At 72.4% G+C, this 25,317-nt stretch carries 26 protein-coding genes; 13 read left to right on the top strand and 13 right to left on the bottom strand.

The window, feature by feature from the left end:
- Positions 1–265: 265 nt before the first annotated feature.
- Positions 266–961 carry a glycerophosphodiester phosphodiesterase gene (locus tag B4N89_RS25845; RefSeq protein WP_235618784.1) on the bottom strand — a complete coding sequence of 232 codons (696 nt, stop codon included), beginning with the start codon at positions 959–961 and terminating at the stop codon, positions 266–268.
- 61 nt (positions 962–1,022) lie between these two features.
- Positions 1,023–1,628 carry a TetR/AcrR family transcriptional regulator gene (locus B4N89_RS25840; RefSeq protein WP_078979631.1) on the bottom strand — a complete coding sequence of 202 codons (606 nt, stop codon included), beginning with the start codon at positions 1,626–1,628 and terminating at the stop codon, positions 1,023–1,025.
- 138 nt (positions 1,629–1,766) lie between these two features.
- Here B4N89_RS25840 and B4N89_RS25835 point away from each other — a divergent pair, with 138 nt between their 5' ends.
- Positions 1,767–2,558, top strand: coding sequence for an SDR family NAD(P)-dependent oxidoreductase (locus B4N89_RS25835; RefSeq protein WP_078978194.1), 792 nt, complete (start codon positions 1,767–1,769; stop codon positions 2,556–2,558).
- A 63-nt stretch (positions 2,559–2,621) separates the two neighbouring features.
- Here B4N89_RS25835 and B4N89_RS25830 read toward each other — a convergent pair whose 3' ends face one another.
- The 7 genes from B4N89_RS25830 to B4N89_RS53080 form a co-directional block, all read right to left on the bottom strand.
- A complete protein-coding gene (locus tag B4N89_RS25830) occupies positions 2,622–3,701 on the bottom strand; it encodes an LLM class flavin-dependent oxidoreductase (protein WP_078978193.1) in 1,080 nt (359 codons plus the stop codon).
- Positions 3,698–4,612 (bottom strand): ABC transporter substrate-binding protein, encoded by a 915-nt coding sequence (locus B4N89_RS25825; protein WP_078978192.1) that lies wholly within the window; start codon positions 4,610–4,612, stop codon positions 3,698–3,700. The genes B4N89_RS25830 and B4N89_RS25825 overlap by 4 nt, the downstream gene beginning before the upstream one ends.
- Entirely contained in the window at positions 4,613–5,455 is an 843-nt protein-coding gene (locus B4N89_RS25820) for an ABC transporter ATP-binding protein (RefSeq protein WP_078978191.1), read from the bottom strand.
- Positions 5,452–6,333, bottom strand: coding sequence for an ABC transporter permease (locus B4N89_RS25815; protein WP_078978190.1), 882 nt, complete (start codon positions 6,331–6,333; stop codon positions 5,452–5,454). The genes B4N89_RS25820 and B4N89_RS25815 overlap by 4 nt, the downstream gene beginning before the upstream one ends.
- On the bottom strand, positions 6,330–7,373 hold the full coding sequence (locus tag B4N89_RS25810; RefSeq protein WP_078978189.1) for an ABC transporter substrate-binding protein: 1,044 nt from the start codon (positions 7,371–7,373) through the stop codon (positions 6,330–6,332). Before B4N89_RS25810 ends, B4N89_RS25815 begins: the two co-directional genes overlap by 4 nt.
- A complete protein-coding gene (locus B4N89_RS25805) occupies positions 7,366–8,439 on the bottom strand; it encodes an ABC transporter substrate-binding protein (RefSeq protein ID WP_078978188.1) in 1,074 nt (357 codons plus the stop codon). The genes B4N89_RS25810 and B4N89_RS25805 overlap by 8 nt, the downstream gene beginning before the upstream one ends.
- Before the next feature lie 250 nt (positions 8,440–8,689).
- A complete protein-coding gene (locus B4N89_RS53080; protein ID WP_321170712.1) occupies positions 8,690–8,797 on the bottom strand; it encodes a putative leader peptide in 108 nt (35 codons plus the stop codon).
- 363 nt (positions 8,798–9,160) lie between these two features.
- On the opposite strand from B4N89_RS53080, the gene B4N89_RS25800 reads away from it, so the two are divergent.
- Positions 9,161–9,919: an IclR family transcriptional regulator gene (locus tag B4N89_RS25800; RefSeq protein WP_078979630.1), complete on the top strand. Its 759-nt coding sequence runs from the start codon at positions 9,161–9,163 to the stop codon at positions 9,917–9,919.
- Positions 9,920–9,992: 73 nt separating this feature from the next.
- Here the strand turns inward: B4N89_RS25800 and B4N89_RS25795 are convergent, their stop codons facing one another.
- Positions 9,993–10,502 carry a hypothetical protein gene (locus tag B4N89_RS25795; protein ID WP_078978187.1) on the bottom strand — a complete coding sequence of 170 codons (510 nt, stop codon included), beginning with the start codon at positions 10,500–10,502 and terminating at the stop codon, positions 9,993–9,995.
- Between the two features lie 358 nt (positions 10,503–10,860).
- On the opposite strand from B4N89_RS25795, the gene B4N89_RS25790 reads away from it, so the two are divergent.
- The 7 genes from B4N89_RS25790 to B4N89_RS25760 all read left to right on the top strand — a co-directional run bounded on the left by B4N89_RS25790 (position 10,861) and on the right by B4N89_RS25760 (position 16,789).
- The gene (locus B4N89_RS25790; protein ID WP_078978186.1) at positions 10,861–11,463 is read left to right on the top strand and encodes a CGNR zinc finger domain-containing protein; all 603 of its coding nucleotides are present in this window, start codon (positions 10,861–10,863) and stop codon (positions 11,461–11,463) included.
- A gap of 112 nt (positions 11,464–11,575) precedes the next feature.
- The gene (locus tag B4N89_RS25785) at positions 11,576–12,160 is read left to right on the top strand and encodes a septum formation family protein (protein ID WP_078978185.1); all 585 of its coding nucleotides are present in this window, start codon (positions 11,576–11,578) and stop codon (positions 12,158–12,160) included.
- A 494-nt stretch (positions 12,161–12,654) separates the two neighbouring features.
- A complete protein-coding gene (locus tag B4N89_RS25780; protein ID WP_078979629.1) occupies positions 12,655–14,058 on the top strand; it encodes a sensor histidine kinase in 1,404 nt (467 codons plus the stop codon).
- Entirely contained in the window at positions 14,055–14,462 is a 408-nt protein-coding gene (locus B4N89_RS25775; RefSeq protein WP_078978184.1) for a roadblock/LC7 domain-containing protein, read from the top strand. Before B4N89_RS25780 ends, B4N89_RS25775 begins: the two co-directional genes overlap by 4 nt.
- Entirely contained in the window at positions 14,459–14,812 is a 354-nt protein-coding gene (locus B4N89_RS25770) for a DUF742 domain-containing protein (protein ID WP_078978183.1), read from the top strand. The genes B4N89_RS25775 and B4N89_RS25770 overlap by 4 nt, the downstream gene beginning before the upstream one ends.
- Positions 14,793–15,413, top strand: coding sequence for a GTP-binding protein (locus B4N89_RS25765; RefSeq protein ID WP_078978182.1), 621 nt, complete (start codon positions 14,793–14,795; stop codon positions 15,411–15,413). Before B4N89_RS25770 ends, B4N89_RS25765 begins: the two co-directional genes overlap by 20 nt.
- Positions 15,410–16,789 (top strand): cytochrome P450, encoded by a 1,380-nt coding sequence (locus tag B4N89_RS25760; RefSeq protein ID WP_078978181.1) that lies wholly within the window; start codon positions 15,410–15,412, stop codon positions 16,787–16,789. Before B4N89_RS25765 ends, B4N89_RS25760 begins: the two co-directional genes overlap by 4 nt.
- A 61-nt stretch (positions 16,790–16,850) precedes the next feature.
- Here B4N89_RS25760 and B4N89_RS25755 read toward each other — a convergent pair whose 3' ends face one another.
- From B4N89_RS25755 to B4N89_RS25745, 3 genes are all read right to left on the bottom strand, one after another.
- Positions 16,851–17,708 (bottom strand): class II fructose-bisphosphate aldolase, encoded by an 858-nt coding sequence (locus B4N89_RS25755; RefSeq protein WP_078978180.1) that lies wholly within the window; start codon positions 17,706–17,708, stop codon positions 16,851–16,853.
- Between the two features lie 63 nt (positions 17,709–17,771).
- Positions 17,772–18,707 (bottom strand): 1-phosphofructokinase family hexose kinase, encoded by a 936-nt coding sequence (locus B4N89_RS25750; RefSeq protein ID WP_078979628.1) that lies wholly within the window; start codon positions 18,705–18,707, stop codon positions 17,772–17,774.
- Between the two features lie 34 nt (positions 18,708–18,741).
- Positions 18,742–19,632 (bottom strand): SIS domain-containing protein, encoded by an 891-nt coding sequence (locus B4N89_RS25745; RefSeq protein WP_078978179.1) that lies wholly within the window; start codon positions 19,630–19,632, stop codon positions 18,742–18,744.
- 220 nt (positions 19,633–19,852) lie between these two features.
- Here B4N89_RS25745 and B4N89_RS25740 point away from each other — a divergent pair, with 220 nt between their 5' ends.
- The 4 genes from B4N89_RS25740 to B4N89_RS25725 all read left to right on the top strand — a co-directional run bounded on the left by B4N89_RS25740 (position 19,853) and on the right by B4N89_RS25725 (position 25,277).
- Positions 19,853–20,716 carry an AraC family transcriptional regulator gene (locus tag B4N89_RS25740; RefSeq protein ID WP_078978178.1) on the top strand — a complete coding sequence of 288 codons (864 nt, stop codon included), beginning with the start codon at positions 19,853–19,855 and terminating at the stop codon, positions 20,714–20,716.
- A 131-nt stretch (positions 20,717–20,847) separates the two neighbouring features.
- Complete coding sequence (locus tag B4N89_RS25735) at positions 20,848–21,714, top strand: NAD(P)H-binding protein (RefSeq protein ID WP_078978177.1); 867 nt, start codon at positions 20,848–20,850, stop codon at positions 21,712–21,714.
- 940 nt (positions 21,715–22,654) lie between these two features.
- Complete coding sequence (locus B4N89_RS25730; protein ID WP_078978176.1) at positions 22,655–24,184, top strand: RNA polymerase sigma factor; 1,530 nt, start codon at positions 22,655–22,657, stop codon at positions 24,182–24,184.
- Between the two features lie 253 nt (positions 24,185–24,437).
- A complete protein-coding gene (locus B4N89_RS25725) occupies positions 24,438–25,277 on the top strand; it encodes an SAM-dependent methyltransferase (RefSeq protein ID WP_078978175.1) in 840 nt (279 codons plus the stop codon).
- Positions 25,278–25,317: the final 40 nt, after the last annotated feature.

Below are 25,317 nucleotides of genomic sequence, written 5' to 3'. Positions count from 1 at the left end.
GCGGGCGCGTGCTGCCGAAACCGATCCGGATTCCCCACGTTGCCGCGCCGCCCGGTAGTCGACACCGCCCCCGTCCTCGGGCGCGACCCCGCCGAACCGGGCCGACCGCGAGGCGAGGGCCACCGCCGCGGTACCGGCCGCGCCGGGCGGGTGCGCCCGAGGCGGACCACCCACCCGGTCTGCCTCGACACGCGAGAGGCGACCACCCACGCCCGGACCCCCGTTCGGCCGGTGGTGGAGCCGAAGCGCCCGCCGCCGTGACCGCTCAGTCGCGCCGCGCCGCCACCACGTCGAGCAGCCGACCGATGCGGTTGCTGATGATCATGTCCACGCCCATGTCCAACAGCCTGCGCATCACCCGGGGCGAGTCCACCGTCCAGGCACTGACCCCGTATCCGTCCGCATGGCAGCGGGCCACCGACTCCGCGTCGTACGCCCGCCAGCGCAGGTTGATGTACTCCGGCCGGAGCGTACGCAGCACGTCCTCGCCCGGCACCCGCGCGAACGAGTCGCCGCTGAGCCCGATGTGCGCCTCGGGCGCGTGCTCGCGGACCATGCCCATCGCGACCGGTCCACCGACGTAGAGGATCTGCTCGTTCAGCCCGTGCCGGGCGACCGCCTCGGTCGCGGGACCGGCCAGTTCGATCTCGCCGAAGTCGACCATCAGCCCGCCGGGGCCGCCCTTGATCAGGTCCAACGCCTCGTCGAAGCTCGGCACCCGGTACTTCCCGCGCCTGCCGATCTCCCGGACCTCGGCCAGGGTCAACTCGCGCACCCGCGCGTTGCGCCACCACAACCGGCGCAGCGTCGCGTCGTGCAGCAATACGAGGTGTCCGTCCCGGGTCACCTCCAGGTCGATCTCGACCAGGTCGGCCCCTCGCTCCAGCGCGCTCGACAACGACGGCAGGGTGTTCTCCCGGTAACGCCGGGGATCGCCTCGGTGGGCCACGGCCAGGGTCACGACAAACCTCTCGATCGGGGACCGGCGGGCACACCGTACACGCGCCGCGCCCGCCCCGGGTTCATCGCGTCGAGGGCCCGCCGGAGGCGCCGAATCCGCGCAGCAGGGTGTCCACGATCCGGGTCGCGAGCACATCCGCGTCCTCGCCCCGGTCGTCCTGCGCCGACTCGTGGATCAGCGCGTAGTACACGCGCCGGGCCCAGTCGAGGTCCACCTCCGGGCGCAGCAGCCCGCTCTCGCGGGCCCGGCGGAAGAGCCGATCGCAACGATCGAGCACGTCGGTGTGCAGGTGTGCGACCTCGGGGTCGTCGGTGCGCAGCGCGTTCATCGCGAAGCCCCACGCGATCTTGACCCGCAGCACGTTCGCGGTCACCTGGTACAGCGCCACCGCCGGCGGTGTGGCGTCCGGCCGCGCCGCCGTCACCGCGTCGTGGAACTGCCGCGTGGCCCACCGGGTCATCGCCACGATCAGCGCGTCGCGGGTGGCGAAGCGCCGGTGCACGGTGGTCCGCGCCACGCCGGCGGCCTCGGCGATCTGCTCCATCGTGGCCGAGGGGTTGGCGCTCAGGACCCGCTCGGCGGCCTCCAGGATCGCGCGCACGGTCCGCTCCGCGTCCGCGCGCAGCGGTCGCGCCCGGCCACCGGTTTCGTCTGTTGGGGAAGTCACCTTCGAACTGTACGGCAACGACGCCGGTCAGCTCATACTTGCAACATCGATGACGCATGTTCTAGGTTCAATGCATCACCGAAGCACCGGTTCGACGGCCGACAACCATCGGCGTCGGCTGCCCACCAAGGAGTTCTCATGGATCTGCGCCTCACCGACAAGGCCGCCCTCGTGACCGGCGCGAGCCGGGGCATCGGGCTCGCCATCGTGTCCACGCTCGTCGCCGAAGGGGCCCGGGTCCTGGCCGCGTCCCGCACGATCACCCCGGAGCTGGCCGCGACCGGCGCCGCGACCATGGCCGTGGACCTGACCCGACCCGACGCCCCGAGCCGCCTGGTCGATCGGGCCGTCGCCGAGTTCGGCCGGCTCGACGTCCTGGTCAACAACGTCGGCGGGGGCGACGCCGGCGGCGAGTCGCAGACCGGCGGCTTCCTGAGTTTCACCGACGAGCAGTGGCTCGCCTCGTTCGAGCTGAACTTCCTCGCCGGCGTACGCACCACGCGGGCCGCGCTGCCCGCGCTGGTCGACACGCGCGGCGCGATCGTGAACATCTCCTCGCTCGGCGGCCGGGTTCCGCACAGCGGGCCGGTGCCGTACACGACCGCCAAGGCCGCGCTGACCGCGTTCGGCAAGGCCGTCGCGGAGGAGTTCGGCCCGCGCGGCGTCCGGGTCAACACGGTCTCCCCCGGCCCGGTGCGCACCGCGATGTGGGAGGCGCCGGACGGCTACGGCGCCCAACTGGCCGCGTCCATGGGCCTGTCCCACGAGCAGTTGCTCGACGCCCTGCCCGGCGCGTCGGGCATGGTCACCGGCCGCTTCGTCGATCCGGCCGAGGTGGCCACCGCGGTCGCCTACCTGGCCTCCCCGCTCGCCGGCAGCGTCACCGGCACGGACCACCTCGTCGACGGGGGCGCGCTCAAGGCGGCCTGAACCGCCAGCCGGGGCCGGGCCGGTGCGATCAACCGCACCGGCCCGGCCGATCGACGCCGGCGCTCACCCCACCCGGGGCCGCACCCCCAGGGCGGGCAGCACCGTCTCGCCGATTCGATACGCCTCCTCCAGCAGCGGATTGCCGGAGAGGATGAACGTATCCACGCCCAGTGCCTCGAACTCCTGCAACCGCTCGATCACCTGCGCGGTACTGCCGACCACGGCCGTGCCGGGCCCCGGCCGGAACAGGCCCATCCCGGGCCACAGGTTCGGCGACACCTCCAACTCGCGGGCCCGCGCCGGAACCCGGCCCCCGTGCCGGCGGAACTGCCGTTCCCAGCCCACCCCGTCGGCGTCGGCCGCCTGACCCAGCTGCCGGGCGTACGTCGCGTGGCTGGTCACCTCCAGCAGTCGATCCGCCGCCGCCCAGGCCTCGTCCTCGCTCTCCCGCACGATCAGGTGCAGCCGCAGGCCGATCCGCAACGAACGCCCGTGCGCCGCCGCCCGCTCGCGTACCTTCGCCAACTTCTCCTCGAGTTCGTGCGGCGGTTCGCCCCAGGTCAGATACACGTCGACGTGCTCGGCGGCCATCTCGATCCCGGCCGGCGACGAGCCACCGAACCACAGCGGTACGTGCCCGCCGTCCCGATGCAGCTCGCGCAGCCCGGCGCCGGCCTGCTTGAGGTCGTAGAAGGTGCCCTTGTGGTCGAAGACCTCGCCCGCGGTGAGCCGCTTGACGATGTCCCAGTATTCGGCGCTGAGTGCGTACCGCTCGTCGTGCTCGAGATGCAGCCCGTACTCGCGCAGCCCCTCGGTCGAGCCGTTGACCACGTTGAACCGCAACCGGCCCGGGCCGAACAGCGCCTCGAAGCTCAGCGCCATCTTCGCCAGCAACGTCGGCGCGATCAATCCGGGATGCACCGCGAGCAGCGGCCGAAACGTCGGCGCCGCCGCGGCCAGCACACTGCCCAGCGACCACACGTCGTACAGATCCGTCGCGAGCAGCGCGCCGGTGAAGCCCAACCGATCGACCGCGCCGCCCAGTTGCTGGAGGTAGGCCAGATCCACCGGCCGCCGCCCGGCGGGCTCCCACGGATACGGTCCCTCGCGCGGGATCACGTACCACAACACCTCGGGACTCATCGGCCCGCACCCTCCGCCGCCGCGAGCACCCGGGCCACCGGCGCGGACAACGCCGCCGCCTGCGCGTCGGCCACCGTGATCGGGCGGTCGATGAACCCGTTGGCCACGAAGATGTCGGCGGCCTCCTGCTGTTCGGCGATGAACGACGCCGGCACCGGCTCCAGCCGCCACGGCAGCGCCGCCAGCGCCTCGGCCCAATCGGCCCGGGTACCGGGCAGTTCGGCCGCGTGCAGCTCGGCCGCCTCCTCCGGATGTGCCACTGCCCAGGCGTCGGCCTCGCGCAGCGCGGCCACCACCGTCGCGACCACCTCCGAGCGCTCCTCGGCGAACGCGCGGCGGGCGAAGAACACCGAGCGGTCGGTGATCACGTCGCCGACGCGGTGCAGCACCCGAAGACCCGACTCGCGGCGTGCGGCCGCCAGTTCGGGGCCCTGCGCGACCCACCCGGCGATCTCGCCGGCGCGCAGCCGCGCCGCCTGGTCCTGGCCCGCCGCCGGGCGCACCGGGGTGATGTCGTCCCGGTAGGACAGGCCGACGTCGTTCAACGCCTTGGCGACGAAGTGGGTCTGCCACGACCCGATGCTCAGCACGACCGTGCCGCCCTTGAGGTCCACGGCGGTGCGCACCGGGCCCTCGTCCGCGACCAACAGCGCGCCGTGTGCGGGCCGCGGCGCGGACACCGCGACATAGACGATGTCGTGGCCCTGCGCCTGGCCGACGATCGGCGGGGTCGAGCCCGTGCCGCCGAAGTCGATCGTGCCGGTGCCGAGCAGTTCGCCCACCCGGGTGCCCTCCACGGGCAACCAGGTCACCGTCTCGCCGAGCGGTTCGAGGGCACGTTCGAGGATGCCCAGGCGGGCGAGCAGGTACAACGACGGATTGCTGCCGTGGACACCGATGGTGACGGTCATTCAGATCACTCCGGACGTGGACGGGACGGTGACGGAAGTCGTGGGGGAAGCGGTGGAGCCGGCGGTGGGAGCAGCCGTAGGGGCGGTGCGGGCAGCCGCGGGGACCGTCGGGGAAGCCGAAACCTCGGCAGCCCCGTCCGCGACCCGGACCCCCAGGTCCGCCAGGAGCCGCCTCCGCAGCGCGGCGAAGGCCGGGTCCGTCGGGTCGCGCGGTCGATCCACGGTGACTATCTCGTCGGTGATCAACTGGCCGTCGCGCAGCACCGCGACCCGGTCGGCGAGCCGAATCGCCTCCTCGACGTCGTGCGTGACCAGCAGTACGGCGGGCCGGTGCACCCGGCACAGCTCGCCCACCAGGTCCTGCATGCGCATCCGGGTCAGCGCGTCCAGCGCCGCGAACGGCTCGTCGAGCAGCAGCAGTTCCGGCTCACGCACCAGCGCCCGGGCGAGCGCCACACGTTGTGCCTCGCCGCCGGACAACGTCGCGGGCCAGGCCGAGGCGTGCCCTTCCAGGCCCACCTCGGTCAGCGCGCGCAGGCCGATCTCCCGGGTGGCCCGCCCTCTCGGCAGCCCGACCACCACGTTGGCCAGCACCCGCTTGGAGGGCACCAGGCGCGGCTCCTGGAAGACGATCGTGCGCGCCTCGGGAACCAGCACGGTGCCGCCGTCGTGCGGATCGAGTGCGCCCAGGATGCGCAGCAGCGTGGTCTTGCCGGTGCCGCTGGCGCCGAGCAGGGCGACGAACTCGCCCCGTGCGATGTCCAGATCGACGCCGTCGAGCACGGCCCGGGTGCCGAACACCCGGCGCAGACCCGACAGATGCACCGCGGTCTCGGTGCTCATCGGCCCGCCCCCTGACCCTGGCCGCGCCACGGCATCAGCACCCGCTCCAGGATCCGCACGATCACGTCGGCGAGCAGGCCCAGGATCGCGTAGACGAGGATGCAGACGGTGAGGATGTCGGTGCGGGAGAAGCTCTGCGCCTGGCTCATCAGATATCCGATCCCCGCCGTGGAGTTGATCTCCTCGGCCGCGATCAGCGCGATCACGCTCAGCGTCATGGACAGGCGCAGCCCCGAGAGCAGCGCGGGCAGCGCGCCCGGCAGCACCACCTCGCGGACCAGCGCGAGCCGGCCGACGCCGAAGCTGCGCATCGCCTCGACCAGTTTGCGGTCCACGTTGCGCACCCCGCCGGACGCGGAGACGTACATCGGAAACGCCGTGGCCACCGCGATCAGGATCACCCTGGCCGACTCGCCGATCCCGAACCAGACCATGAACAGCGGGACCAGTGCGAGGAACGGCACGGTGCGCAACAACTGCACGGAGGAGTCCAGCAGTTCCTCACCGAGCCGGGAGAAGCCGGTGAGCACGCCCAGGGCCAGGCCGATGGTCAGCCCGAACACCAGGCCCAGACCGGCCCGGCCCAGCGACACCCGCAGCGCGTCCGGGAGTTGGCCGTTGTCCCACATCTCGCGCGCGGCGCGCACGACGTCGGCGGGCGAGCCGAGCAGGTCGGGGCTGAGCGCCCCGCTGTGCGAGGCCCAGGCCCAGCCGCCGATCAGCGCGAGCGGGCCGATCGCGCGCAGCGCGGGGCTGAGAAAACGCGGCCGGGGTCGCGGGATGCGCGGACGCGGGGTCACCAGGCCGGGATACTCGCGCTCCGGGGACTCGGCCTCGATCGCCCGGGGTTGCGCCTCGGTCACCGTGGGCGCGCTCATCCGGCCGCGCCCGCGAGGGCCTCGACGTCGAGCAGGTGCGGCTTGACGTCGACGAGGGTTTGGGTGACCTTCTGGTCCTGGAAGAACCGGGCCACCTTGCCGAAACGCTCCACGTCGGCGGGCCGGATCGGCTCCACCGTCGCACCCTGCCGGGTGAAGTCGGTCTGGATGCGCTTGGGTTCGGCGCCGTAGGCGGTGGGTCCGGAGTCGGTGAAGACGTTGATGTACGCGGCGGGGTCGGCGATCTCCTTGGTGCCGGCGTCGTGCAGGTAGGCGTAGAACGCCTTGACCACGTCGGGGTGCTTGTCCGCGAACGCGTTGCGCACCGCCCAGACCGAGTAGTTGTCCGAGCCGAGCGCCCGCCCGTCCGCCAGGAAACGCGCGTTGCCCGAGGCCAGGGCCGGTACCGAGTAGGTGGCCCAGGTCGCCCAGGCGTCCACCTGGCCGGCCGCGAACACCGGCGCGGTCTGGTCGGCCCGCAGATACACCCGCTCGACCTTGTCGGCCGGGATCTTCGCCTGTTCGAGCGCGGCGAGCAGCAGGTATTCGCTGGTGCCGCCCTGCGAGCAGGCCACCTTCTTGCCGACCAGGTCCTGGATCGAGTGGATCTTCGAGTCGCTCTTCACCAGGATGCCCTCGCCGGCCAGGTCGGGGGCGGTGGCGCCGAACAGCTTGAAGCTCGGCTTCTGTCCGAGCGCGGCCACGGCCGAGGTGATCGAGCCCAGCGCCACGTCGAGTTGCCCCGCGTTGATCGCCTGCGCGGCCGGCGCGAACGGGCCCGCGCTGCCGGTCCAGGAGACCTTGGCGCCGACCTTGGCCAGGGCCGCGTCCAGTGAGCCGTCCTTCTTGCCCCGGGCCAGCACCCCGTTGTTGCCCGGGTCGGGAATCCGCAACGTGATCCCGCTCTTGCCGCCGCCGCTCGCCGCCGACGCCTTGGTGTCCTTCGAGGAGGAGCCGCAACCGGTCAGCGCGATCAGCGTCGCGGTCGCGAGCGCGACGGCGGACAGCAGTCGGGTGCGGCGAGGGGGCCGGCTACTCATGGGGAACCTCCAGCGGGGATATGCGAGACGGTGCGGGGTCGTTCGGGTGCGTGGCGCGGGCGCGGGCACGGGCATCGGCGAGTTCGCGGGCCTGCCGCAGCGGTTCGGGATCCGCCCAGGCCGGCACGTCCACCGGCCCGGCCAAAAAGCCCTGTTCGAACAGGAACCGCTCCTGTCGGGCGAGCAGGTCCAGGCGTTCGGCGGACAGGTCGATCCGGAGCGTGTCCGGGCCGAGTTCGCGGTAGGCGCCGGCCACCCCGAACGCGCCCGCGCCGGTCTCGGCGCCCAGGATCCGCGCCACCTCGGCGGGATGCTCCGGCGCCCAGTCGGCCGCCTCGACCAGGACCGCCAGGAAGCGGGAGACCAGGTCCGGGTTGTTGTCCAGCAGTTCGCGGTGCACGGTGATCGGTCGTGGTGTCCCGTTGTTGATCCGCACCGCCCGGTCCGGCACCGCGTCCAGGTCCACCGCGACCACCGCGCCGTACCGGACGGCCGCCTCCACGGCCAACGCGCCCTTGACGTAGACGGCGTCCACCACGCCCCGGCTCAGCGCGGCCAACTCGGCCTCCCACTGCCCGCCGGCGCGCGCCGCCGGCACCTCGACCGGGCGCGCGTCGGCCAGGGTCGCGCCGGCCAGCGACAACGCGCCGGCGAAGCCGTGCAGGGCCATCGCCCGCCAGAAGTCGATGGCGATGTCGTGCCGGGGCACGGCCAGCCGCAGTCCGCGCAGCTGTTCGGGCGAAGCGATCCCGCTCTCCGCCCGGACCAGGATCGCCTGGCGCTCCTCGATCCAGGTGAGCCCGACCAACCGGGTCTCCTCACCACGCGAACGCGCCCACAGCGCGGGCACGTTGCCGCCCTCGCGGAACAGTCCGGGCAGCGCGTGCGTGTAGTGGTGGTCGGCGGCGATGTCGGCCGAGACGTCCTGAAGCGAACGCACGGTGATCCCCTCGGCCGCGAACTCGGCGTCGAGCAGGCCCAGATCGGCCGCGATGCCGGTGGCGGTGGGGACGGGACAACGGGTGAACCACAGTTCGTCGGGGCGTGCGCCGGTCACGGCGGTCATGGGAGTACTTCCGTTCGCGTTCGAAGCGTCGACGGACCCGCGACCGGTTCGACACGGCGCGGATCGACCCGGGACCGAACCGGTCCGGGCGCCGAAAGGAGAGGAGAGGGGTGGAACGAAGAGGGGGTGAGACCTACACGACACGCGGTGCGGAACCGGGGCGGACCGAAGGCGTCACCCGGCCGGGTGGGGACCCGTCACGACGACGGAGCGAAGCCCGGGAGAAACCACACGACCCGTGCGGGTCGGGTCAGCGACAGCCGGCGCTGGAAACGCGCGCGAGATCGATGTGCCGGCGGCTCGTGAGCAGCGCCCGGACGCCGGCGAGCGGCGCGGTGTACGACGCGACTGCGGACACGCGGGCCTCCTCACGGCATTCGTCCGGCATGGGCGCGCCCGAATGGCGCATCGGGTGGATCCTGGCACGATCCGCGCCACTCGATCAAACCTTCCCACGATGTGGGATATCCGGTCGCTCTCCGACGCGCTCCGTGGCGCGGAGTGGCCCGCAGCCTTGCCGTATGGTGAAAACCGCCTGTCGAACGGCGAGTTGGGGAAGCCAGTGAAGACTTCGAACATCCCGGCACACGAGCCCGCCGGCGCACACGAGCCGACCGGTACGCGCGAACCGGCCGCCGCACCCGAGCCGACTCCCGTACCGGACGCTCCGCACACCACCGACCCGCCCCGCCCGGCGACCGCCCCCTCCGGCGCCCAGGCCGTGCAGCGCGCGCTGGGCATCCTCCACTGCTTCCGGGCCGGCGGCACCGACCTGAGCGCGTCGGACATCGCGCGCCGCCTGGGCCTGTCGGTGTCCACCGCGCATCGGCTCGCCCGGACCCTGGTCGGCGCCGGCTTCCTGGACCAGGACGACCGCACCAGCCGCTACCGCCTGGGTCCCGTGGTCGCCGAGTTGGGCCTGTTGGCCTACCACCAGCGCGGCCTGCACCACGCCGCCCCGGAGTTGGAACAGCTGTCCCGACGCACGTCGGCGACGTCCGACCTGGCCATCCGCAGCGGCCGGCACGCGCTGGTCCTGGTCGGCAGCTCGGTCCAGCCCGGTACCGGACTGGGCCTGCGCCGACCGCTGCACTCGACGGCGCTGGGCAAGGTCCTGCTCGCCTGGGCCGACCCGGCCGACGGCGGCCTGGTCCCCCTGCTCCCGCTCGCCCCGCAGACCGACCGCACGATCGTGGACCCGGTCGCGTTGCAGGCCCAGTTGGACGCCGCGCGGGCGATCGGCTACGCGCTCAACGACGGCGAGTCGGTACCCGGGGTACGCACCCTGGCCGTACCGATCCTGAACCGCGCCGGGCACGCGCACGCCGCACTCGCGGTGCGCTCCACCCCCGCCGTGATGACCGACGAGCGCATCCCGTGGTTCCGCGACCGGGCACAGGCGTGCGCCGACGCCCTGGAGGTACTGCTGCTCCCGCCGCATCGACGCCGACTGCGCGAGTCCGGACTGCCCGCCGAGTAGGCGCACGACCAAGGGCCCGCCCCGACCCCCGGTGAAGCGGGGGTCGGGGCGGGCCCGAGATGTACCGGCCGGGTCAGGCGGCGGCGACGAGCGCGTCGCGGCCCAGCACACGGGTGCGGGTGGTGGCGGTGACGGTCGACGCGGCCTTGGGGCGGGCGAAGACCGCGAGCCGCAGGAACACGAACCGGGCCAGACCCGCCACACCGGAGGCGGTGAGGTAGGTGGCCTGCTCGACCATGATGCTCGGCGCCGCCTGGACCGCGTGCAGTCCGAGCATCGCGGCGGTGGTGAACAGGTAGGCCACCAGCGCCGAACCGCCCGCCTGGACATGGGCCTTGAGATTGGCGCGGCCCGCCCGGAAGGAGAACCGGCTGTGCAGTTCGGTGGCGAGCACGGTGCCGGCCGCGGTGACCACGGCGTTGGTGACGACGAGCGGCAGGGTCCCGTTCAGCGCGACGAGCGCGGCGCTGGAGGCCAGTCCCGTACCCCCGCCGAAGGCCACGAAGCGAACGAAGGAGGCGACCGTGCCGGGGGCCGTCGAGTTGGTGGTGTCCTGTCCTGCGACCCGGCTGCGGTTGTTCACGTGACTCTCCTCGGCCCCCTGCGGACCCCCTCGGTCCGACAGGTCCAACCTAGGGATTCGGCAACACATTCCCCATGGTGCTCACTTCCCTCTGTGGGTAGGGCTGGCCCCACCCCCGCGGGGAGGCCCGCCAGGGGCCGATTCCGTCGTTCGCGAGCGCGAAATACGCCGTACAAAACCGCGCAAAGCACAACAAAAACCCACCCTCGGATCCATCCCCGGACCGGGGAACCAACCCGGCCCGCAACTCGTTCCCGGCAAATGTCTCCCTCGTCACACCCCCCGGATCCACAGCCGCCTCCGCATCCAACCCCCATGACCATCCACATGGGTACCGCAACCCGGTAGCATTAGTTTCGTGAGCACACGAATCGCGGACCTCGATCCCGGCGGCGCCCCCCTGCTCGGCGAACCGCTGCCGGTGGAGCTGGCCAATACGCGCTACGCGGTACGGGGCACGCCGCACGAGGGGCTGGCCGAGCCCGCGCACCTGGCCGCCTGGCTCCGCGACATCGCGCCGCGCCTGGGCAACCCGCCGTCCGAGGCCGCGCTGCTCGCCGTGGACGCGCACGACCTGGCCCGCGCCCTCGACCTGCGCGACTGCGTCGGCGCCCTGCTCACCGCCGCGCTGACCGACACCGTGCCGGCCGCCGACACCGTCGAGCGGCTGAACACCTACACCCGGGCCGCCCCGCGGTGGCGCGAGCTCACCTGGCCGACCGCCGTCACGCGCACCGAGGCCGACCCGATCACCGCGGTCCTGGCCGAACTGGCCGGCGCCACCGTCGACCTGCTCACCGGCCCGGACCGCACCGAGTTGCGGGCCTGTCACGGCCCGGGCTGCATCCTGCACTTCGTCCGGAACAACCCGCGCCGCGAATGGTGCTCGGCGGGATGCGGCAACCGCGCCCGCGTGGCCCGGCACTACCGGCGCAGCAAGAACCCATCCGCCGACGGCTGACCACGTCCCCAGGAGATACGGAGACGCAGGAGACAAGGGACTCCCCTGAAGACCGGAGTGCCGGCCTCCGCAAGACTCTGGGCGAATCCCCAGCGAGAGGCTCACATCTTCCATGCGCGTTCCGTCCCTGCTCCACACGCGCTCCGCGGGCGCCGCGGCCGCCGTCCTGGTCGCCACCACGCTGCTGTCCGGCTGCCTGGGCAAGAGCGACGACAAGAAGGACCACAAGAGCGCCCCCTCCGCGACCGCGTCGAAACCCGCGGTGCCGACGATGCCCACGGACCCGACCCCGCCCGCGAAGTCCGACCCGTCGGCGAGCCGGCCGCCCGCCGGCACCGCGAGCCCGAACAGCAGCCCCGGCCGGGTCAAGATGGTCAAGCTGCACAAGGGCGACTGCATCAACCAGAAGGGCGAGGACGTCCTCACCGTCGCCTGCACCACACCACACGACGCCGAGGTGGTGGGCGAGTACACCATCCCCGACTCGCTGCCTCCGACGAGCATGAAGTTCAAGGACGAGATCACCGCCAAGTGCACGGAGCTGACCTCGGGCGCGGCCGGGCGCAACAGCACCATCCAGCTGTCGAAGCTGTCGTTCCGGCCCACGTCCGGCAGCTGGCTCAATGAGCACGACCGGGACCTGACCTGCCTGCTCAAGCGCACCGACGGCACACCACTGACAGCCCCCCTGAAGTAGCGCGGCACGCCGCACCGTTCCCGACCGCAGCCGACCCCGCCCGTGTCCCCGGGCGGGGTCGGCTGCGGCATGTTTGCCCCTCGCGCGCGCGATCGTGAAGCGACCCCCTCCGGCGGTCGCGAACCTGCTGCCGGCCACCGTCGCGAACCGGCCGACGGGCGACGGGAATCGGCCGCGATTCCTTATCGCGTTCGCGATGATCGATGGCCCGTTCAGACCGGATTCACCCGTTCGAGGGGCTTGTGGGCCACACGACCGATCCGCCCCGGGCATCCGCGTAGCCTGGCGCCCGCGACGGTGGCTCGAAACGCCCCGCGGGGCCCCGGCACCGGTCGCGACAGCACGGAACATGCCATCGGCGGACCGATCCGCCGAGCGGTCCGCAGGACACCCGCACGATTCGATTCCGACTTTTTTCGAGGATGCCGATGGTTCTCGCTGGATCGTCCCCCGGAGGCCGACGGCCGGCCCTCGTCTGGATCCTCCCCTTCCTCGTGACAGCCGTGTGCGCGGCCGCGGCCGTGGCCGCGGTCTCCGCCCAGGCCCGCCCCGCGGTGGCCCTGTGCGGTGGACTCGCGACCGTCGCCGTCGCCGTGTGCGCCGCGGAGGCGGGCAGGCGCGGGCGCACCATCGCGCAACTGCACACCAGGCTCCAGCAGCAACAGATCGGCCTGCGCCGTCGACTCGCCGAGCAGGAGTCGGAGATGATCCGGCTCTCCGAGGAGATGTTGCCCGAGGCGATCGGCCGACTGCAGATGGGCGAGCCGGTGCCCGAGGTGATGCGCAAGGTCGCGCCGCACCCCGAGGAGCCGACCGAGTTCGCCATCGCGCACCGCAACGTGATCCGCTCGGTGATCGACACCGTCAGCGCCGAGGAGGACCTGCGCGAGTCCGCCCAGCGCGCGTTCGTCAACATCGCCCGCCGCGTCCAGGCCACCATCCACCAACAGGCCCAGGACATGCGGGACATGGAGGACCGGCACGGCGACGACCCGGTGGTCTTCCGCGATCTGCTCCACCTCGACCACGGCAACGCGCTGATCGGCCGCATGGCCGACAGCATCGCGGTGCTCGGCGGCGCCCGCCCGGGCCGCCAGTGGGAGACCGACATCGGCATGTACAGCGTGCTGCGCGGCGCGATGTCGCGCATCCTCGACTACCGCCGGGTCAAACTGTCGTCGGTCGTCGAGGTCGCGGTGATCTCCCAGCACGTCGAACCGCTGATCCACGCGATCGCCGAACTCCTCGACAACGCCACCCGATACTCGCCGCCCTCGACCACCGTGCACCTGACCACGGCCGAGGTGCAGAGCGGCATCGCGGTCGAGATCGAGGACGCCGGCGTCGGGCTGAGCGAGGAGGCCCGCCGCCGCGCCGAGCGCATCCTGTCCCTGGACGGCGACGCGCTCAACCTCGGCGACCTGGGCGAGACCCCGCGGCTCGGTTTGACGGTGGTGGCCCGCCTCGCGCACACCTACAACTTCAAGGTGATGCTGCGTCCGTCGGCCTACGGCGGCGTGCGCGCCGTCGTGGTGATCCCGCAGAACCAGATCACCGCGAACGTGCCGCCGATGTACCCGATGCCCGAGCACCTGTCGCACCTGGACGAACTCCCGTCCCTGCACGACCTGATGACCGAGACGCCGGCGCACACCGAGTTCGGCGCCAACGGTCTGCCGCAACGCCGCCGACGCGGTCTGGGCACCGTGCCCCGCGCCGGTGGCACGCGTGGACACCGCGCGCCCAAGCCGACGCCCACCGCCGCCCCGAGCGTCGACGAGACCCCGCCGGGGCTGGGCCTGGACGCCTTCCTCAGCGGCATCAACGGCGAACCGCCGCCCAAGGAACGACGATCCGAGACCGGCGAAAACTCGTGGGACGACGGGGGATACCGATGACGGCGTACCGACCCAACATGGACTGGATGCTCTCCGATCTCGCGAAGAGCGTGCCGTTCACGCGCTACATCGTGCTGCTGTCCGCCGACGGCCTGCGGATGGCCCAGCACAACACCGCCGCCGACACCGCCGACCGGCTCGCCGCCGCGTGCGCCGGCCTGCAGAGCCTCGCCGCCGCGGTGGCCGCCGAATTCCCCAAGGGGGACGGGCGGATGCGGCTGGTGGTGATCGAGGTCAACGGCGGCTACTTCTACATGATGGCCGCCGGCGCCGGCGCCTACCTCGCGGTGCTCGCCGACGGCCAGGTGGACACCGGCCTGCTCGGCCACCGCATGCGCGACCTGGTGATCCGGATCGGCGAACACCTGACCAGCCCGCCGCGCCGCGACGGGGCGTTCCCGTGACCGTGCCGCGGCGGCGCACACGGCGCGTTCCCTACCCCGAACGGCTGTACCTGGTCGGGGAGAACCCGGACGATCCCGGCCGGCTGGACCTCGTGACGCTGTTCGTCGCCAAGCACGAATCCACCCGCGGGATGGGCCCCGAGCCCGCCGCGATCCTGCGGATGTGCGAACAACCGTTGTCGATGGCGGAGATCTCCGCCCACATGCGGTTACCCACCAGCGTCCTGACGCTGGTGCTCGCGGACATGGTGACCGCGGGCGAGTTGGAGGCCCGGGCCCCGATCCCGGCCGCGTCGTTGCCCGACATCGATCTCCTCAAGGCGGTGATGCATGGACTACAACGGCTCTGAGACCCTCGTCGGGCCGCGCCCCGAGGACATGCTGCCCGCAACGGCCGCGGCCGCCGTCAAGGTCGTGATCGTCGGCGGATTCGGGGTCGGCAAGACCACCCTCGTCGGCGCGGTCAGCGAGATCCGTCCCCTCACCACGGAGGAGACGATGACCCAGGCGGGCGTCGGCATCGACGACCTCTCGGGCGTCGAGGCCAAGACCACCACGACGGTGGCGATGGACTTCGGCCGGATCAGCCTCAACGAGCGCCTGGTGCTCTACCTGTTCGGCACCCCCGGGCAGGAGCGCTTCTGGTTCCTGTGGAACGGCCTGTTCGACGGCGCGCTCGGCGCCGTCGTGCTGGTGGACACCCGGCGCCTGGAGGTGTGCTTCGACGTGATGGGCCGCCTGGAGGATCGCGGTGTGCCGTTCGTGGTCGCGGTCAACACGTTTCCCGAGTCGCCGGTCTATTCCATGGACGAACTGCGCGGCGCGCTCGACCTCGACGACACCGTGCCGATGGTCGACTGCGACGCCCGCAATCGAGGTTCCAGCCGGGATGTGCTGATGGCGCTCATGCAATACCTCCACACGCTCACCACGAACCGGGAGACGCCATGACCGCTCCTCCCCCCGTTCCGCCGCCCGGTTGCCCCGCGCACGCGGGCGCGACGGCCACCGAGGGCATCACGCGGTTGTACGGTCCGGAGACCATCGCGGATCCGGGTGCCGCGTACGAACGACTGCGCGCCGAACACGGGGCGGTCGCCCCGATCCTGGTCGACGGCGATTTCCCCGGCTGGCTGGTGCTGGGCTACCGGGAGAACCTGGAGGTCATGCGCACGCCGAGCCGGTTCTCCCGGGACGCGCGCAACTGGCGCGACTGGCGCGAGGGCCGGATCCCGCCGGATGCGACGATCCTGCCGATCATGGAGTATCGCCCCGACTGCGTCTCCAGCGACGGCGCCGAACATCAGCGGTTGCGCTCGGTGGTCACGGAGAGTCTGGACCGGTTCGACCGGCGCGGCATCCGCAAACACGTGCAACGCCTGTCGCACGACCTGATCGACCGGATCGCCGCCGACGGCCATGCCGACCTGGTCGCCCAGTTCGCCCAGCAGTTGCCGATGCTGGTCATCGCGCAGCTCTACGGTCTGCCCGACGAGATGGGTCCGCAACTGGTGCAGGCCAGCGCCGAGTTGATGATGCAGAGTGAACGCGCCCTGGAATCCAACGAGTTCATCCTGCGGACGCTGCGCGATCTGGCCGACCGCAAACGCCGCGAGCCGGCCGCCGACTTCCCGTCCTGGCTGATCGAGCACCCGAACAAGCTGTCCGAGGACGAGGTGCTGCACCACCTCAGACTCGTGATGGTCGCCGCCAACGAACTGACCATCGCGCTGATCGCGAACACCCTGCGGGTGGTGCTCACCGACGACCGGTTCGCCGCCTCGCTGGCCGGCGCCCGGCTGAGCCTGCCCGACGCGGTCGAGCAGGTCCTGTGGGACGAACCGCCGTTGTGGGTCATCCCCGGTCGCTGGGCGCTGGTCGACACCGAGTTGGGCGGGCGGCGGATCCGGGCCGGCGACCTGCTGGTGCTCGGCGTGATGGCCGGCAACGTCGACCCGCAGATCCGTACCGACCTCACCGTGCCCGTCCACCACAACCGGGCACACCTGGCGTTCAGCGGCGGCGCGCACCTGTGCCCGGGACAGGACATCGGCCGGGCCATCACCGACACCGCGATCGACACCCTCAACAGCCGACTGCCCGACATCCGACTTGCCCACCCCGACCGGCCGCCGGCCTGGCACGCCGCCACCTGGGCCCGCTACCTGACCTCGCTGCCGGTCGTTTTCACCCCGGTCCCCCTGGTGGAGCCCCCCGAGTGGGTCCGCCCCGCCCGCGCCGACCGCGCGACGCGCCCGCCGGAGCCGCTGCTCCCGCCCCCGCCCACCACGTGGTGGGCACGGCTGAGCACGTGGCTCTTCGGCTGACCCGGCGAGCGCCGGGCCGCCCCCCGGCGCTCGATCGCCTCGCGGGCCCCACCCGCCCGGTTCAGCGCTTCGCGGTGATCACCCTCAGCAGGGCTGCGACCGCGTTGACCATCGCCGCCCGCGAAGCGGACAGCGCCGGTCGCGGGTCGGCCTTGCCGGGGGTGGCCGCCAGGCGCTCGCGCAGCGTGCCGGTGTAGGCGATGTTCAGCGCCGTACCGACGTTGATCTTGGTCATCCCGGCCGACACCGCCGCCCGCAGTTCGTCGTCCGGCACGCCCGAAGAGCCGTGCAGCACCAGCGGGACGCGGACCGCCTCGCGCAGCCGGGCGATCAGGTCGTGGTCGAGCGTGGCGGTGCGATCGAGCATCGCGTGGCTGCTGCCGACCGCGACGGCCAACGCGTCCACCCCGGTCGCCCGCACGTATGCCGCCGCCTCGGCCGGATCCGTGCGCGCCCCGGGCGCGTGTGCGTCCAGCGCGGGATGGCCCGGCTTGCCGCCCACCTCGCCGAGTTCGGCCTCCAGGGTGATGCCGCGAGCATGCGCCCAGGCCACCGCGTCGGCCGTCGCCGCCACGTTCTCCGCGTAGCCGAGCCGCGAGGCGTCGAACATCACCGAACCGATCCCCGTACCCTCGGCCGCCGCCAGCAGTTCGACCGACTCGACGTGGTCCAGGTGCAGTGCCACCGGCACCTCGGCCTCCTCCGCCAGCACCCGGCACGCCGCCGCGAGCGGTCCCAGCCGCCCGCCCCGGAACTTCACCGCGTTCTCGCTGATCGCCACCACCACCGGCAGCCCCGCCTGCTCGGCGGCCGTCACCACCGCCTCGGCGTGTTCGAGGGTGATCACGTTGAACGCGGCCACCCCCACCCCGTCCGCCCGCGCCGCGTCGGTCAGTATCCCCGTCGAGGTCAAGCCCATCGCACAACTCCTTGGAACGATCCCGCCCGGCACCAACACCATCACCACCGCGCCGCCCGCGCCCTACGGCGGCGGCGGCGCCACCGCTTCCACCCGCACCCGGGGCCGCCAGGCCCGGTACAGGTCGCCGTCCACGTCCCCGGCCAGCGGCGCGGCCACCGCCGCCGCCGACAGGGCCACCGCGTCGCGCAACCGCTCCGGCCACGGCAGGCCCTCGGCCAGCCCCCGGGCCAGCGCCGCGACCGCCGCGTCCCCGGCGCCGGTGGCGTTGCCGTGCACCGACTCCGGCGGCACCGCCCGCCACCACCCGGCGTCGGAGGCGGCCAACATCCCGCCCGGACCGAACGACGCGACGACCGCGCCGCCGGCCCCCGTGCGCGCCGCCAACCGGGCTACCGCGCGCAGCGGATCGCTCTCCCCGGTCGCCGCGAGCAGCTCGTCCGCGTTCGGCTTGACCACATCCGGCCCGGCCGCGACCCCCGCGAGCAGCGCCGGCCCCGAGGCGTCCAGCAACACCGGCACGCCCGCCGCCCGCGCCCGGGCGACCAGTTCCGCGTAGCCGCCCTCCGGCACCCCCGGCGGCAGACTCCCGGAGAGCACCAACACCGACGCGGCGGGCAGCAGTTCGGCCGTGGCGGCGACCACCCGCGCCCACTCCTCGGCGGTCCGCGAGGGGCCGAGTTCGTTCAACGACGTCGCGCCGCCCGAGGCGGTCTCCACGATCGTCGTGGTGCACCGCGTCTCGCCCACCACCGGCACCGAGGTCAACGCGATGTCCGCCGCGGCCAGATCGGCCCGTATCCGCTCGCCCGTCGGCCCGCCCAGCGGCGCCACCGCCGCGACCGCGACCCCGAGCAAGCGCAGTACCCGCGTGACATTGATCCCCTTGCCGCCGGCCCGCCCGCCGACCGACGCCGGCCGGTTCGCCCCGTGCCGAGCCAGTCGTTCCAGGTGGTAGGTGACATCCCAGGCCGGATTCGGCGTCACCGTGACGATCACGACGCCCACCCCGCCGACCGGCGCCCGCTGTCCGTCACGACGCGTCCAGCACCACGGACCGGGTGAGGTGCCTCGGCTCGTCCGGGTTCAGCCCGCGGCTCTCCGCGATCGCGACCGCGAGCTTTTGTACCCGGATCAACTCGGCCATCGGGTCGAGCGCGCCGGCCACGAAGGTGCCGCCGGTCACCGCGACCTGCTCGGCCAGCCCCTCCGGCACCGGACCGAAGACCCAGGTGACCCGGTGGGGCGCGGCGATGCTGATCGGCCCGTGCCGGTACTCCATCACCGGGTAGCTCTCGGTCCACGCCCCCGCCGCCTCGCGCATCTTCAGCGCGGCCTCGGCCGCCAACCCCGCCGACCACGACGAGCCGAGGAAGGTGAACTGCTCGGCGGCCACGAACGCCGCCTCCGGCTCCCAGGCGACGGCGGTCTCCGCGTCCCGCACCGCCGCGGTCAGGTCCTCGCCCAGATGCGCACGGAACAACGCGAGCGCCGTGGTGGCGAACCGGGTCTGCACGACCGAGCGCTCGTCGGCGAAGTCGAGCATCACGATCTCGTCCGCCGCGGTCGTGATCGGCGTGCCGGGCGCGCCGGTGATCGCGGTCGTGGCGACCTTGCCGCGCACCTCCGCGAGCAGCCGCAACACCTCGGTCGTGGTGCCGGAGCGGCTCAGCGCCACCACCCGGTCGTAGTCCCGTACGCCGGGGAACTCCGAGGCCGCGAAGGCGTCGGTGATCCCGAGCCCGGCCCGCTCGCGCAACACCGCGTACGCCTGCGCGATGAACCACGACGTCCCGCAACCGACGACCGCGACCCGCTCGCCGCCCTTCGGCAACCCCGCGCACTCCCCCGCGAGCGCGGCGGCGCGGGCCCACAACGCGGGCTGGGTGGCGATCTCGGCGGAGGTGTGACTGACGGCCGTCATGGCGCTCCCGGGGTGCTCGGACGATGCGCAGTGCTGCGCACTGCTGCACTCACATGCTTGAAACTATTCATTTGATAGCAGTTTCACGCACGAATGAGCAACGTCGCGCACCCCGCCCAAGCCGGATTCATCCCGATTCACGGCAAATGTCGATGCCGATCCCCACCGTGTCCACCGCCCGCCCCCGCTTGCCACCCGCCGGGCCGGCTAGGCTCCCCCCATGGATGGACTGGCCGACCTGCTGCGCGGGATCAGGGCCGACGAGGCCCTGTTCGACCGGCGGATCCTGTCCCCGGCGGGGTCCGTCCGCCTCGATTCCCGCACGCCGCTGACCATCTGCACCCTCGTGCGCGGCGGCGGCCGCATCGTGCCCGAGAGCGGCCCGTCGCACGCGCTGCTCCCGGGCGACACGGCGGTAATCCGCGGCCCGGCCCCGTTGACCTTCGTCGCCGACCCGTCCGCCGACCCGTCCGTGGACCCCTCGACCGACGCGCCGACCGAGCTGATCTCCGGCGCCTACCGCGCGCACACCGACATCGGCCGCCGGCTGCCCACCGCGCTGCCCGACCTGCTGGTGGTGCCGGATCCCGACGGCGACCACCGACTCCTGGACTTCCTGTCCGCCGAGGTCGCCGCCGACCGGCCGGGTCAACAGGTCGTGCTGGACCGCCTGCTCGACTGGTTGCTCGCCTGCACGCTGCGGGCCTGGTTCGACCTCCCCGAGGCCCATGCCCCGGAGTGGTACCTGGCCCTGGCCGATCCGATCGTGGGCGCCGCCCTGCGCGCCGTACACGACGCCCCGGCCCGTCCCTGGACCATCGCCGCCCTGGCCGCCGAGGCCGGCGTGTCCCGCACCGCGCTCGCCGAACGATTCACCGCCCGGGTCGGCCAACCGCCGCTCACGTACCTGACCGAGTGGCGGATGGCCCTGGCCGCCGAACTGCTCACCGAACCCGACGCCACGGTCGCCGCAGTGGCCCGCCGCGTCGGCTACGCGGACGCGTTCGCGTTCAGCACCGCCTTCAAACGTGTCCGCGGCCTGAGCCCCTCGGCCCACCGCACCGCCCACCACCGCGCCGCGTAGCACCACACCACCCGCCGCGCGGCACCACATCCCCCGCCGACAAACCGCGCGGCCGAGGTCCCGGACGCACACACATGCCCCCCGGCTTCTCGCCCATGGTCGCCCGGCGGCGCGCCGAGCAGGCTGGACGCATGACAACCACGACCCGACCCGCATCGCGGCACCCGATCCTCGTCCTGGGCGGCACCGGCAAGACCGGCAGCCGCGTGGCCGCCGCCCTCCGCGCCCGGGACGCGGACATCCGGATCGCCTCCCGATCCACCGAGATCCCCTTCGAATGGTCCGACGAGAGCACCTGGGACCGGGTCCTGGACGGCGTCCGAGCCGTCTACCTGGTCCCGCTGGACGGCGCCGAGGCCGGTCCCGCCTTCGTCCGCCGAGCGGTCGCCGCCGGCGTCGAGCGCATCGTCCTGCTCTCCGCGCGGGGCGTCGACACCCCCGGCTACTTCGCCGCGGACGATCCGGCCACCCGGGCCCGACTCGACCTCGAGGCGGCCGTGCGCGGCGCCGGCCCGGCGTGGACCATCCTGCGCCCGGGGTGGTTCGCGCAGAACTTCAGCGAGGGCCTGTTCCGCGACGGCATCCGCGCCGGCGAACTGGTCCTGCCGACCGGCGCCGCGGCGGTGTCCTTCGTCGACACCGAGGACATCGGCGCCGTGGCCGCCGCCGCCCTGCTCGACCCCGGCCACGACGGCGAGACCTACGAACTGTCCGGCCCCCGGGCGCTGACCTTCGACGCCGCGTTGGCCGAGATCGCCGCCGCCGGCGGCCGGCGGGCCGACTACGTGGCCGCCGACCCGGACGAGTACGCCGCCGCCCTGATCGCCCAGGGTGTGCCCGAGGTCGAGGTGGCCATGTGGACCTCCGCCCTGGGCAGCATCCACCGCGGCCTGGAGGCCGCGATCTCCGACGGCGTCCCGCGCGCGCTCGGCCGCCCGGCCCGCGACTTCACCGAGTTCGTGCGCTCGGCCGCCCCCACCGGCGCCTGGACGCCCTGACCCGCGACCACCCGCCAACCGGGCCCGTCCGACATCCCGCGGACGGGCCCACCCGCGTGCCCGTGATCGAATTCCCCGACGGCCCCCGCCGGATGTCCCGCCCGAGCCGCCGAAGAAGGCAAAAGAATCCGGCCCGCAATCACCCGACCACATTTCCGACGCCACCCGCGATTTTCCCGCGCTCACACATCGCATCCGAATGCACGACGCTCGGTATCGGCCGGGGAAACTCCTCGCCCGAATTCACTCTTCCATCACCGCGGCTCACCGGATATCCGTCCCGCCGTCGAGAACATCGCACACAACCGCAACCGCTCGAACAGCCGATGAATATCGACCCCGGCGACCCACGATTCCCGCCGGCCCGCACCACGCCCGCAATACCGCCGCACCGTCGCGCCCGAAAAGCCGCCCGCCGCTTTCCGTCGCTCCCGACCCCCGTCCCGACCCCCGCCCCGACGCCCGCCGGAGCCCGACGCCCGGCGATGGCCCCCGACTTCGCGGGCGTAACGCGCCCGAGGGCGGGCATTCTCAAGACAGGTTCGGGATCGTCCGAGCGACCCCGACGCCGACGACCGGTCCCTGTCCTGTCCCTTCGACCCCAAGCCTCCCGAACATCCATCTCGTCCCACCGGCACCCGGCCGCCGTCGATCCCCGGCCCGAAGGTCGCGCGCGACCGCGCCCGGCCCGGAAAACCCGGGCCGATCGGCACGATCGCGCGGATCACCGGACCGTCCCGCACACTGGGGGACCAACCGCTCGAAGCCGCTGCGGACCGACGTGACCCAGGTCACCCTCGTGGAGGCGTAACACTTGTACCGATCGGAGCGATGCCTTGAGTGGCGCCGGCAGCGCCGACGGGTCCGGTCCCGCGGATCCGTCATCGATTCGGTGTAGTTGCGGCGCCGCAGCATGCCCGCGTGAACCGAGAGGTTATTTGTGACCCCGAGCTCGTCCAGCACGCTTCCCAACAGAATCGCCGAATCGGAATCTCTGGTGGCGCTCATCGAGCGCGGCCGTGCCGAAGGATCGATTACCGGCGAGGACATACGCCGAGCCTTCGAAACGGATGCCATCCCTGCGACGCAGTGGAAGAGCATCCTCCGTAGCCTCAACGAGGTTCTTGACGAGGCGGGTGTGACGTTGACCGTCAACCCGGTCAAAGAGACCCAGCGGAGAGACGTAGCCACATCTCGGCGATCTGTCAAGAAGACGCTATCCACGCGCTCAACCCGTGTCAAGAACACAGAGACCTTGCCCGCGCAAGTCACGCCCGCGGCAACGGAATCGGGAGAGTCCGTCGTGGAATCTGCTCCGAAGCCGAAGAAGGCCGCAGCCAAGAAGAAGACCGCGGCCAAGAAGACGACGTCCGCCGCCACCACCACCACCGAGACGACCCCCGTCGAGCCGAGTGTCCCCAAGGACGGCGACGAGGCGTTGGTCGAAGAGGACCTGTTCGACGAGCCCGGCGACGCCGTGGCCCCCGAGGTCGGGCCCAGCGGTTTCGTTCTCACCACCGACGAGGACGACGCCCCGCAGCAGCAGGTCACCACGCCGGGTGCCACCGCGGACCCGGTCAAGGACTACCTGCGGCTGATCGGCAAGGTCTCGCTGCTCAACGCCGAGCAGGAGGTGTCGATCGCCAAGCGCATCGAGGCCGGCCTGTTCGCGCTGGAGAAGCTGGACACCGAGCCCGGCCTGACCCCGCAGTTCCGGCACGAGCTCGAACTCGTCGCCGAGGACGGCAAGCGGGCCAAGAACCACCTTTTGGAGGCCAACCTCCGCCTGGTGGTCTCGCTGGCCAAGCGCTACACCGGCCGCGGCATGCTCTTCCTGGACCTGATCCAGGAGGGCAACGTCGGTCTCATTCGCGCGGTCGAGAAGTTCGACTACACGAAGGGCTTCAAGTTCTCCACCTACGCCACGTGGTGGATCCGGCAGGCGATCACCCGGGCCATGGCCGACCAGGCGCGGACCATCCGCATCCCGGTCCACATGGTCGAGGTGATCAACAAGCTCGCCCGCGTGCAGCGCCAGATGCTCCAGGACCTGGGCCGCGAGCCCACCCCGGAGGAACTGGCCAAGGAACTCGACATGACCCCCGAGAAGGTCGTCGAGGTCCAGAAGTACGGTCGCGAGCCGATCTCGCTGCACACCCCCCTCGGCGAGGAGGGCGACAGCGAATTCGGCGACCTGATCGAGGACACCGAGGCGATCCGGCCGGCCGACGCGGTCAGCTTCACCCTGCTCCAGGAGCAACTGCACTCGGTCCTGGACACCCTCGCCGAGCGCGAGGCCGGGGTGATCTCGATGCGCTTCGGGCTCACCGACGGTCAGCCCAAGACGCTCGACGAGATCGGCAAGGTCTACGGCGTGACGCGCGAGCGCATCCGGCAGATCGAGTCGAAGACGATGTCCAAGCTGCGCCACCCGTCCCGCTCCCAGGTGCTGCGCGACTACCTGGACTAGAGGCAGGACCCCGGGTACGGACGGACCGCCACGGCGGCGCCCTCCGTCCGTACCCGGCGCAATCCCCCGCGCCGGCACACCCCCTCGACGCCGGGCCGAGCCCACAAAGTGCGGACATCGGCCGACTCGTCCCCTCCGCTGATCGCGAACTGCCACGTGCGACAAGGGAGTCGACCGCAGGAGCGCACCGGTCGCCGCCTACCATCGGCGGTGAGCCGTTCGGCCCCTCCGGCGACCACGAGGTGTTGAGATCATGACCGAGAACGCGGAATCCCGACTGTGGTCGACCGACCCGGAGGGCGCGCCCGCGCCGGCCGGCATCGACGTCACCGTGCCCAGCGTCGCCCGCGTCTACGACTTCCTGATCGGCGGCAAGGACAACTACGCCGCCGACCGCGAGGTGGCCCGAAAGCTGATCGCGGTGGCGCCCGACCTCGCGCGCGACGCCGGCGCGCATCGGCGCATCCTGCACCGGGGCGTGCGCTTCCTGGTCGAGCAGGGTGTCCGGCAGTTCCTCGACATCGGGTCCGGGCTGCCGACCGCGCAGAACACCCATCAGGTCGCCCAGGCGGTGGCGGCGGACAGCACCGTGGTCTACGTCGACAACGACCCCATCGTGCTCGCGCACGGGCGTGCGCTGCTGGCCGAGAACGAGCGGACCACCGTGATCACGGCCGACCTGCGCGAGCCCGGGTCGATCCTGAAGAACCCCGAGGTGTTGCGCCTGATCGACTTCGACCGGCCGGTCGCGCTGATGTTGCTGGGCGTCATCCACCACATCAACGACGACGAGGACCCGGCCGGCCTGCTGCGCGCCTACCTCGACGCGCTGCCGTCCGGGAGTTGGCTGTTCCTGACCCACTTCCTGCGCAGCGGTCCGGAGTCGGAGCAGATGGAGCGGGTCATGCAGGGCTCGCACAAGAGCGGCCGGTTCCGCGAGCGCGCGGAGATCGCCGCCTACCTCGACGGCCTGGAGCCGGCCGATCCGGGGCTGGTGTACGTCGACCTGTGGCGCCCGGAGGAGCCCGTCGACGAGGCCGCCCTCACGGTGACCCAGCGCCTGGTCCTCGGCGCCGTCGCCCGCAAGCCGTAGCGGGGCGGGTCGCGGGGGCCGGGTCGCGCAGGCGTCGTTC

The sequence above is a fragment of the Embleya scabrispora genome, from assembly GCF_002024165.1.
Classification (GTDB): Bacteria; Actinomycetota; Actinomycetes; order Streptomycetales; family Streptomycetaceae; genus Embleya; species Embleya scabrispora_A.
The sequence above is the reverse complement of the archived record's forward strand: the minus strand, read 5'-3'. Positions and strand labels throughout refer to the sequence as shown.

What these genes read in the sequence shown, in the direction of transcription:
- B4N89_RS25835 (WP_078978194.1), top strand. Translation starts at nt 1,767, where the DNA reads ATGGATCTGCGCCTCACCGACAAGGCCGCCCTCGTGACCGGCGCGAGC.
- B4N89_RS25830 (WP_078978193.1), bottom strand. Translation starts at nt 3,701, where the DNA reads ATGAGTCCCGAGGTGTTGTGGTACGTGATCCCGCGCGAGGGACCGTAT.
- B4N89_RS25825 (WP_078978192.1), bottom strand. Translation starts at nt 4,612, where the DNA reads ATGACCGTCACCATCGGTGTCCACGGCAGCAATCCGTCGTTGTACCTG.
- B4N89_RS25820 (WP_078978191.1), bottom strand. Translation starts at nt 5,455, where the DNA reads ATGAGCACCGAGACCGCGGTGCATCTGTCGGGTCTGCGCCGGGTGTTC.
- B4N89_RS25815 (WP_078978190.1), bottom strand. Translation starts at nt 6,333, where the DNA reads ATGAGCGCGCCCACGGTGACCGAGGCGCAACCCCGGGCGATCGAGGCC.
- B4N89_RS25810 (WP_078978189.1), bottom strand. Translation starts at nt 7,373, where the DNA reads ATGAGTAGCCGGCCCCCTCGCCGCACCCGACTGCTGTCCGCCGTCGCG.
- B4N89_RS25805 (WP_078978188.1), bottom strand. Translation starts at nt 8,439, where the DNA reads ATGACCGCCGTGACCGGCGCACGCCCCGACGAACTGTGGTTCACCCGT.
- B4N89_RS25785 (WP_078978185.1), top strand. Translation starts at nt 11,576, where the DNA reads ATGCGCGTTCCGTCCCTGCTCCACACGCGCTCCGCGGGCGCCGCGGCC.
- B4N89_RS25775 (WP_078978184.1), top strand. Translation starts at nt 14,055, where the DNA reads ATGACGGCGTACCGACCCAACATGGACTGGATGCTCTCCGATCTCGCG.
- B4N89_RS25765 (WP_078978182.1), top strand. Translation starts at nt 14,793, where the DNA reads ATGGACTACAACGGCTCTGAGACCCTCGTCGGGCCGCGCCCCGAGGAC.
- B4N89_RS25760 (WP_078978181.1), top strand. Translation starts at nt 15,410, where the DNA reads ATGACCGCTCCTCCCCCCGTTCCGCCGCCCGGTTGCCCCGCGCACGCG.
- B4N89_RS25755 (WP_078978180.1), bottom strand. Translation starts at nt 17,708, where the DNA reads ATGGGCTTGACCTCGACGGGGATACTGACCGACGCGGCGCGGGCGGAC.
- B4N89_RS25745 (WP_078978179.1), bottom strand. Translation starts at nt 19,632, where the DNA reads ATGACGGCCGTCAGTCACACCTCCGCCGAGATCGCCACCCAGCCCGCG.
- B4N89_RS25740 (WP_078978178.1), top strand. Translation starts at nt 19,853, where the DNA reads ATGGATGGACTGGCCGACCTGCTGCGCGGGATCAGGGCCGACGAGGCC.
- B4N89_RS25735 (WP_078978177.1), top strand. Translation starts at nt 20,848, where the DNA reads ATGACAACCACGACCCGACCCGCATCGCGGCACCCGATCCTCGTCCTG.
- B4N89_RS25725 (WP_078978175.1), top strand. Translation starts at nt 24,438, where the DNA reads ATGACCGAGAACGCGGAATCCCGACTGTGGTCGACCGACCCGGAGGGC.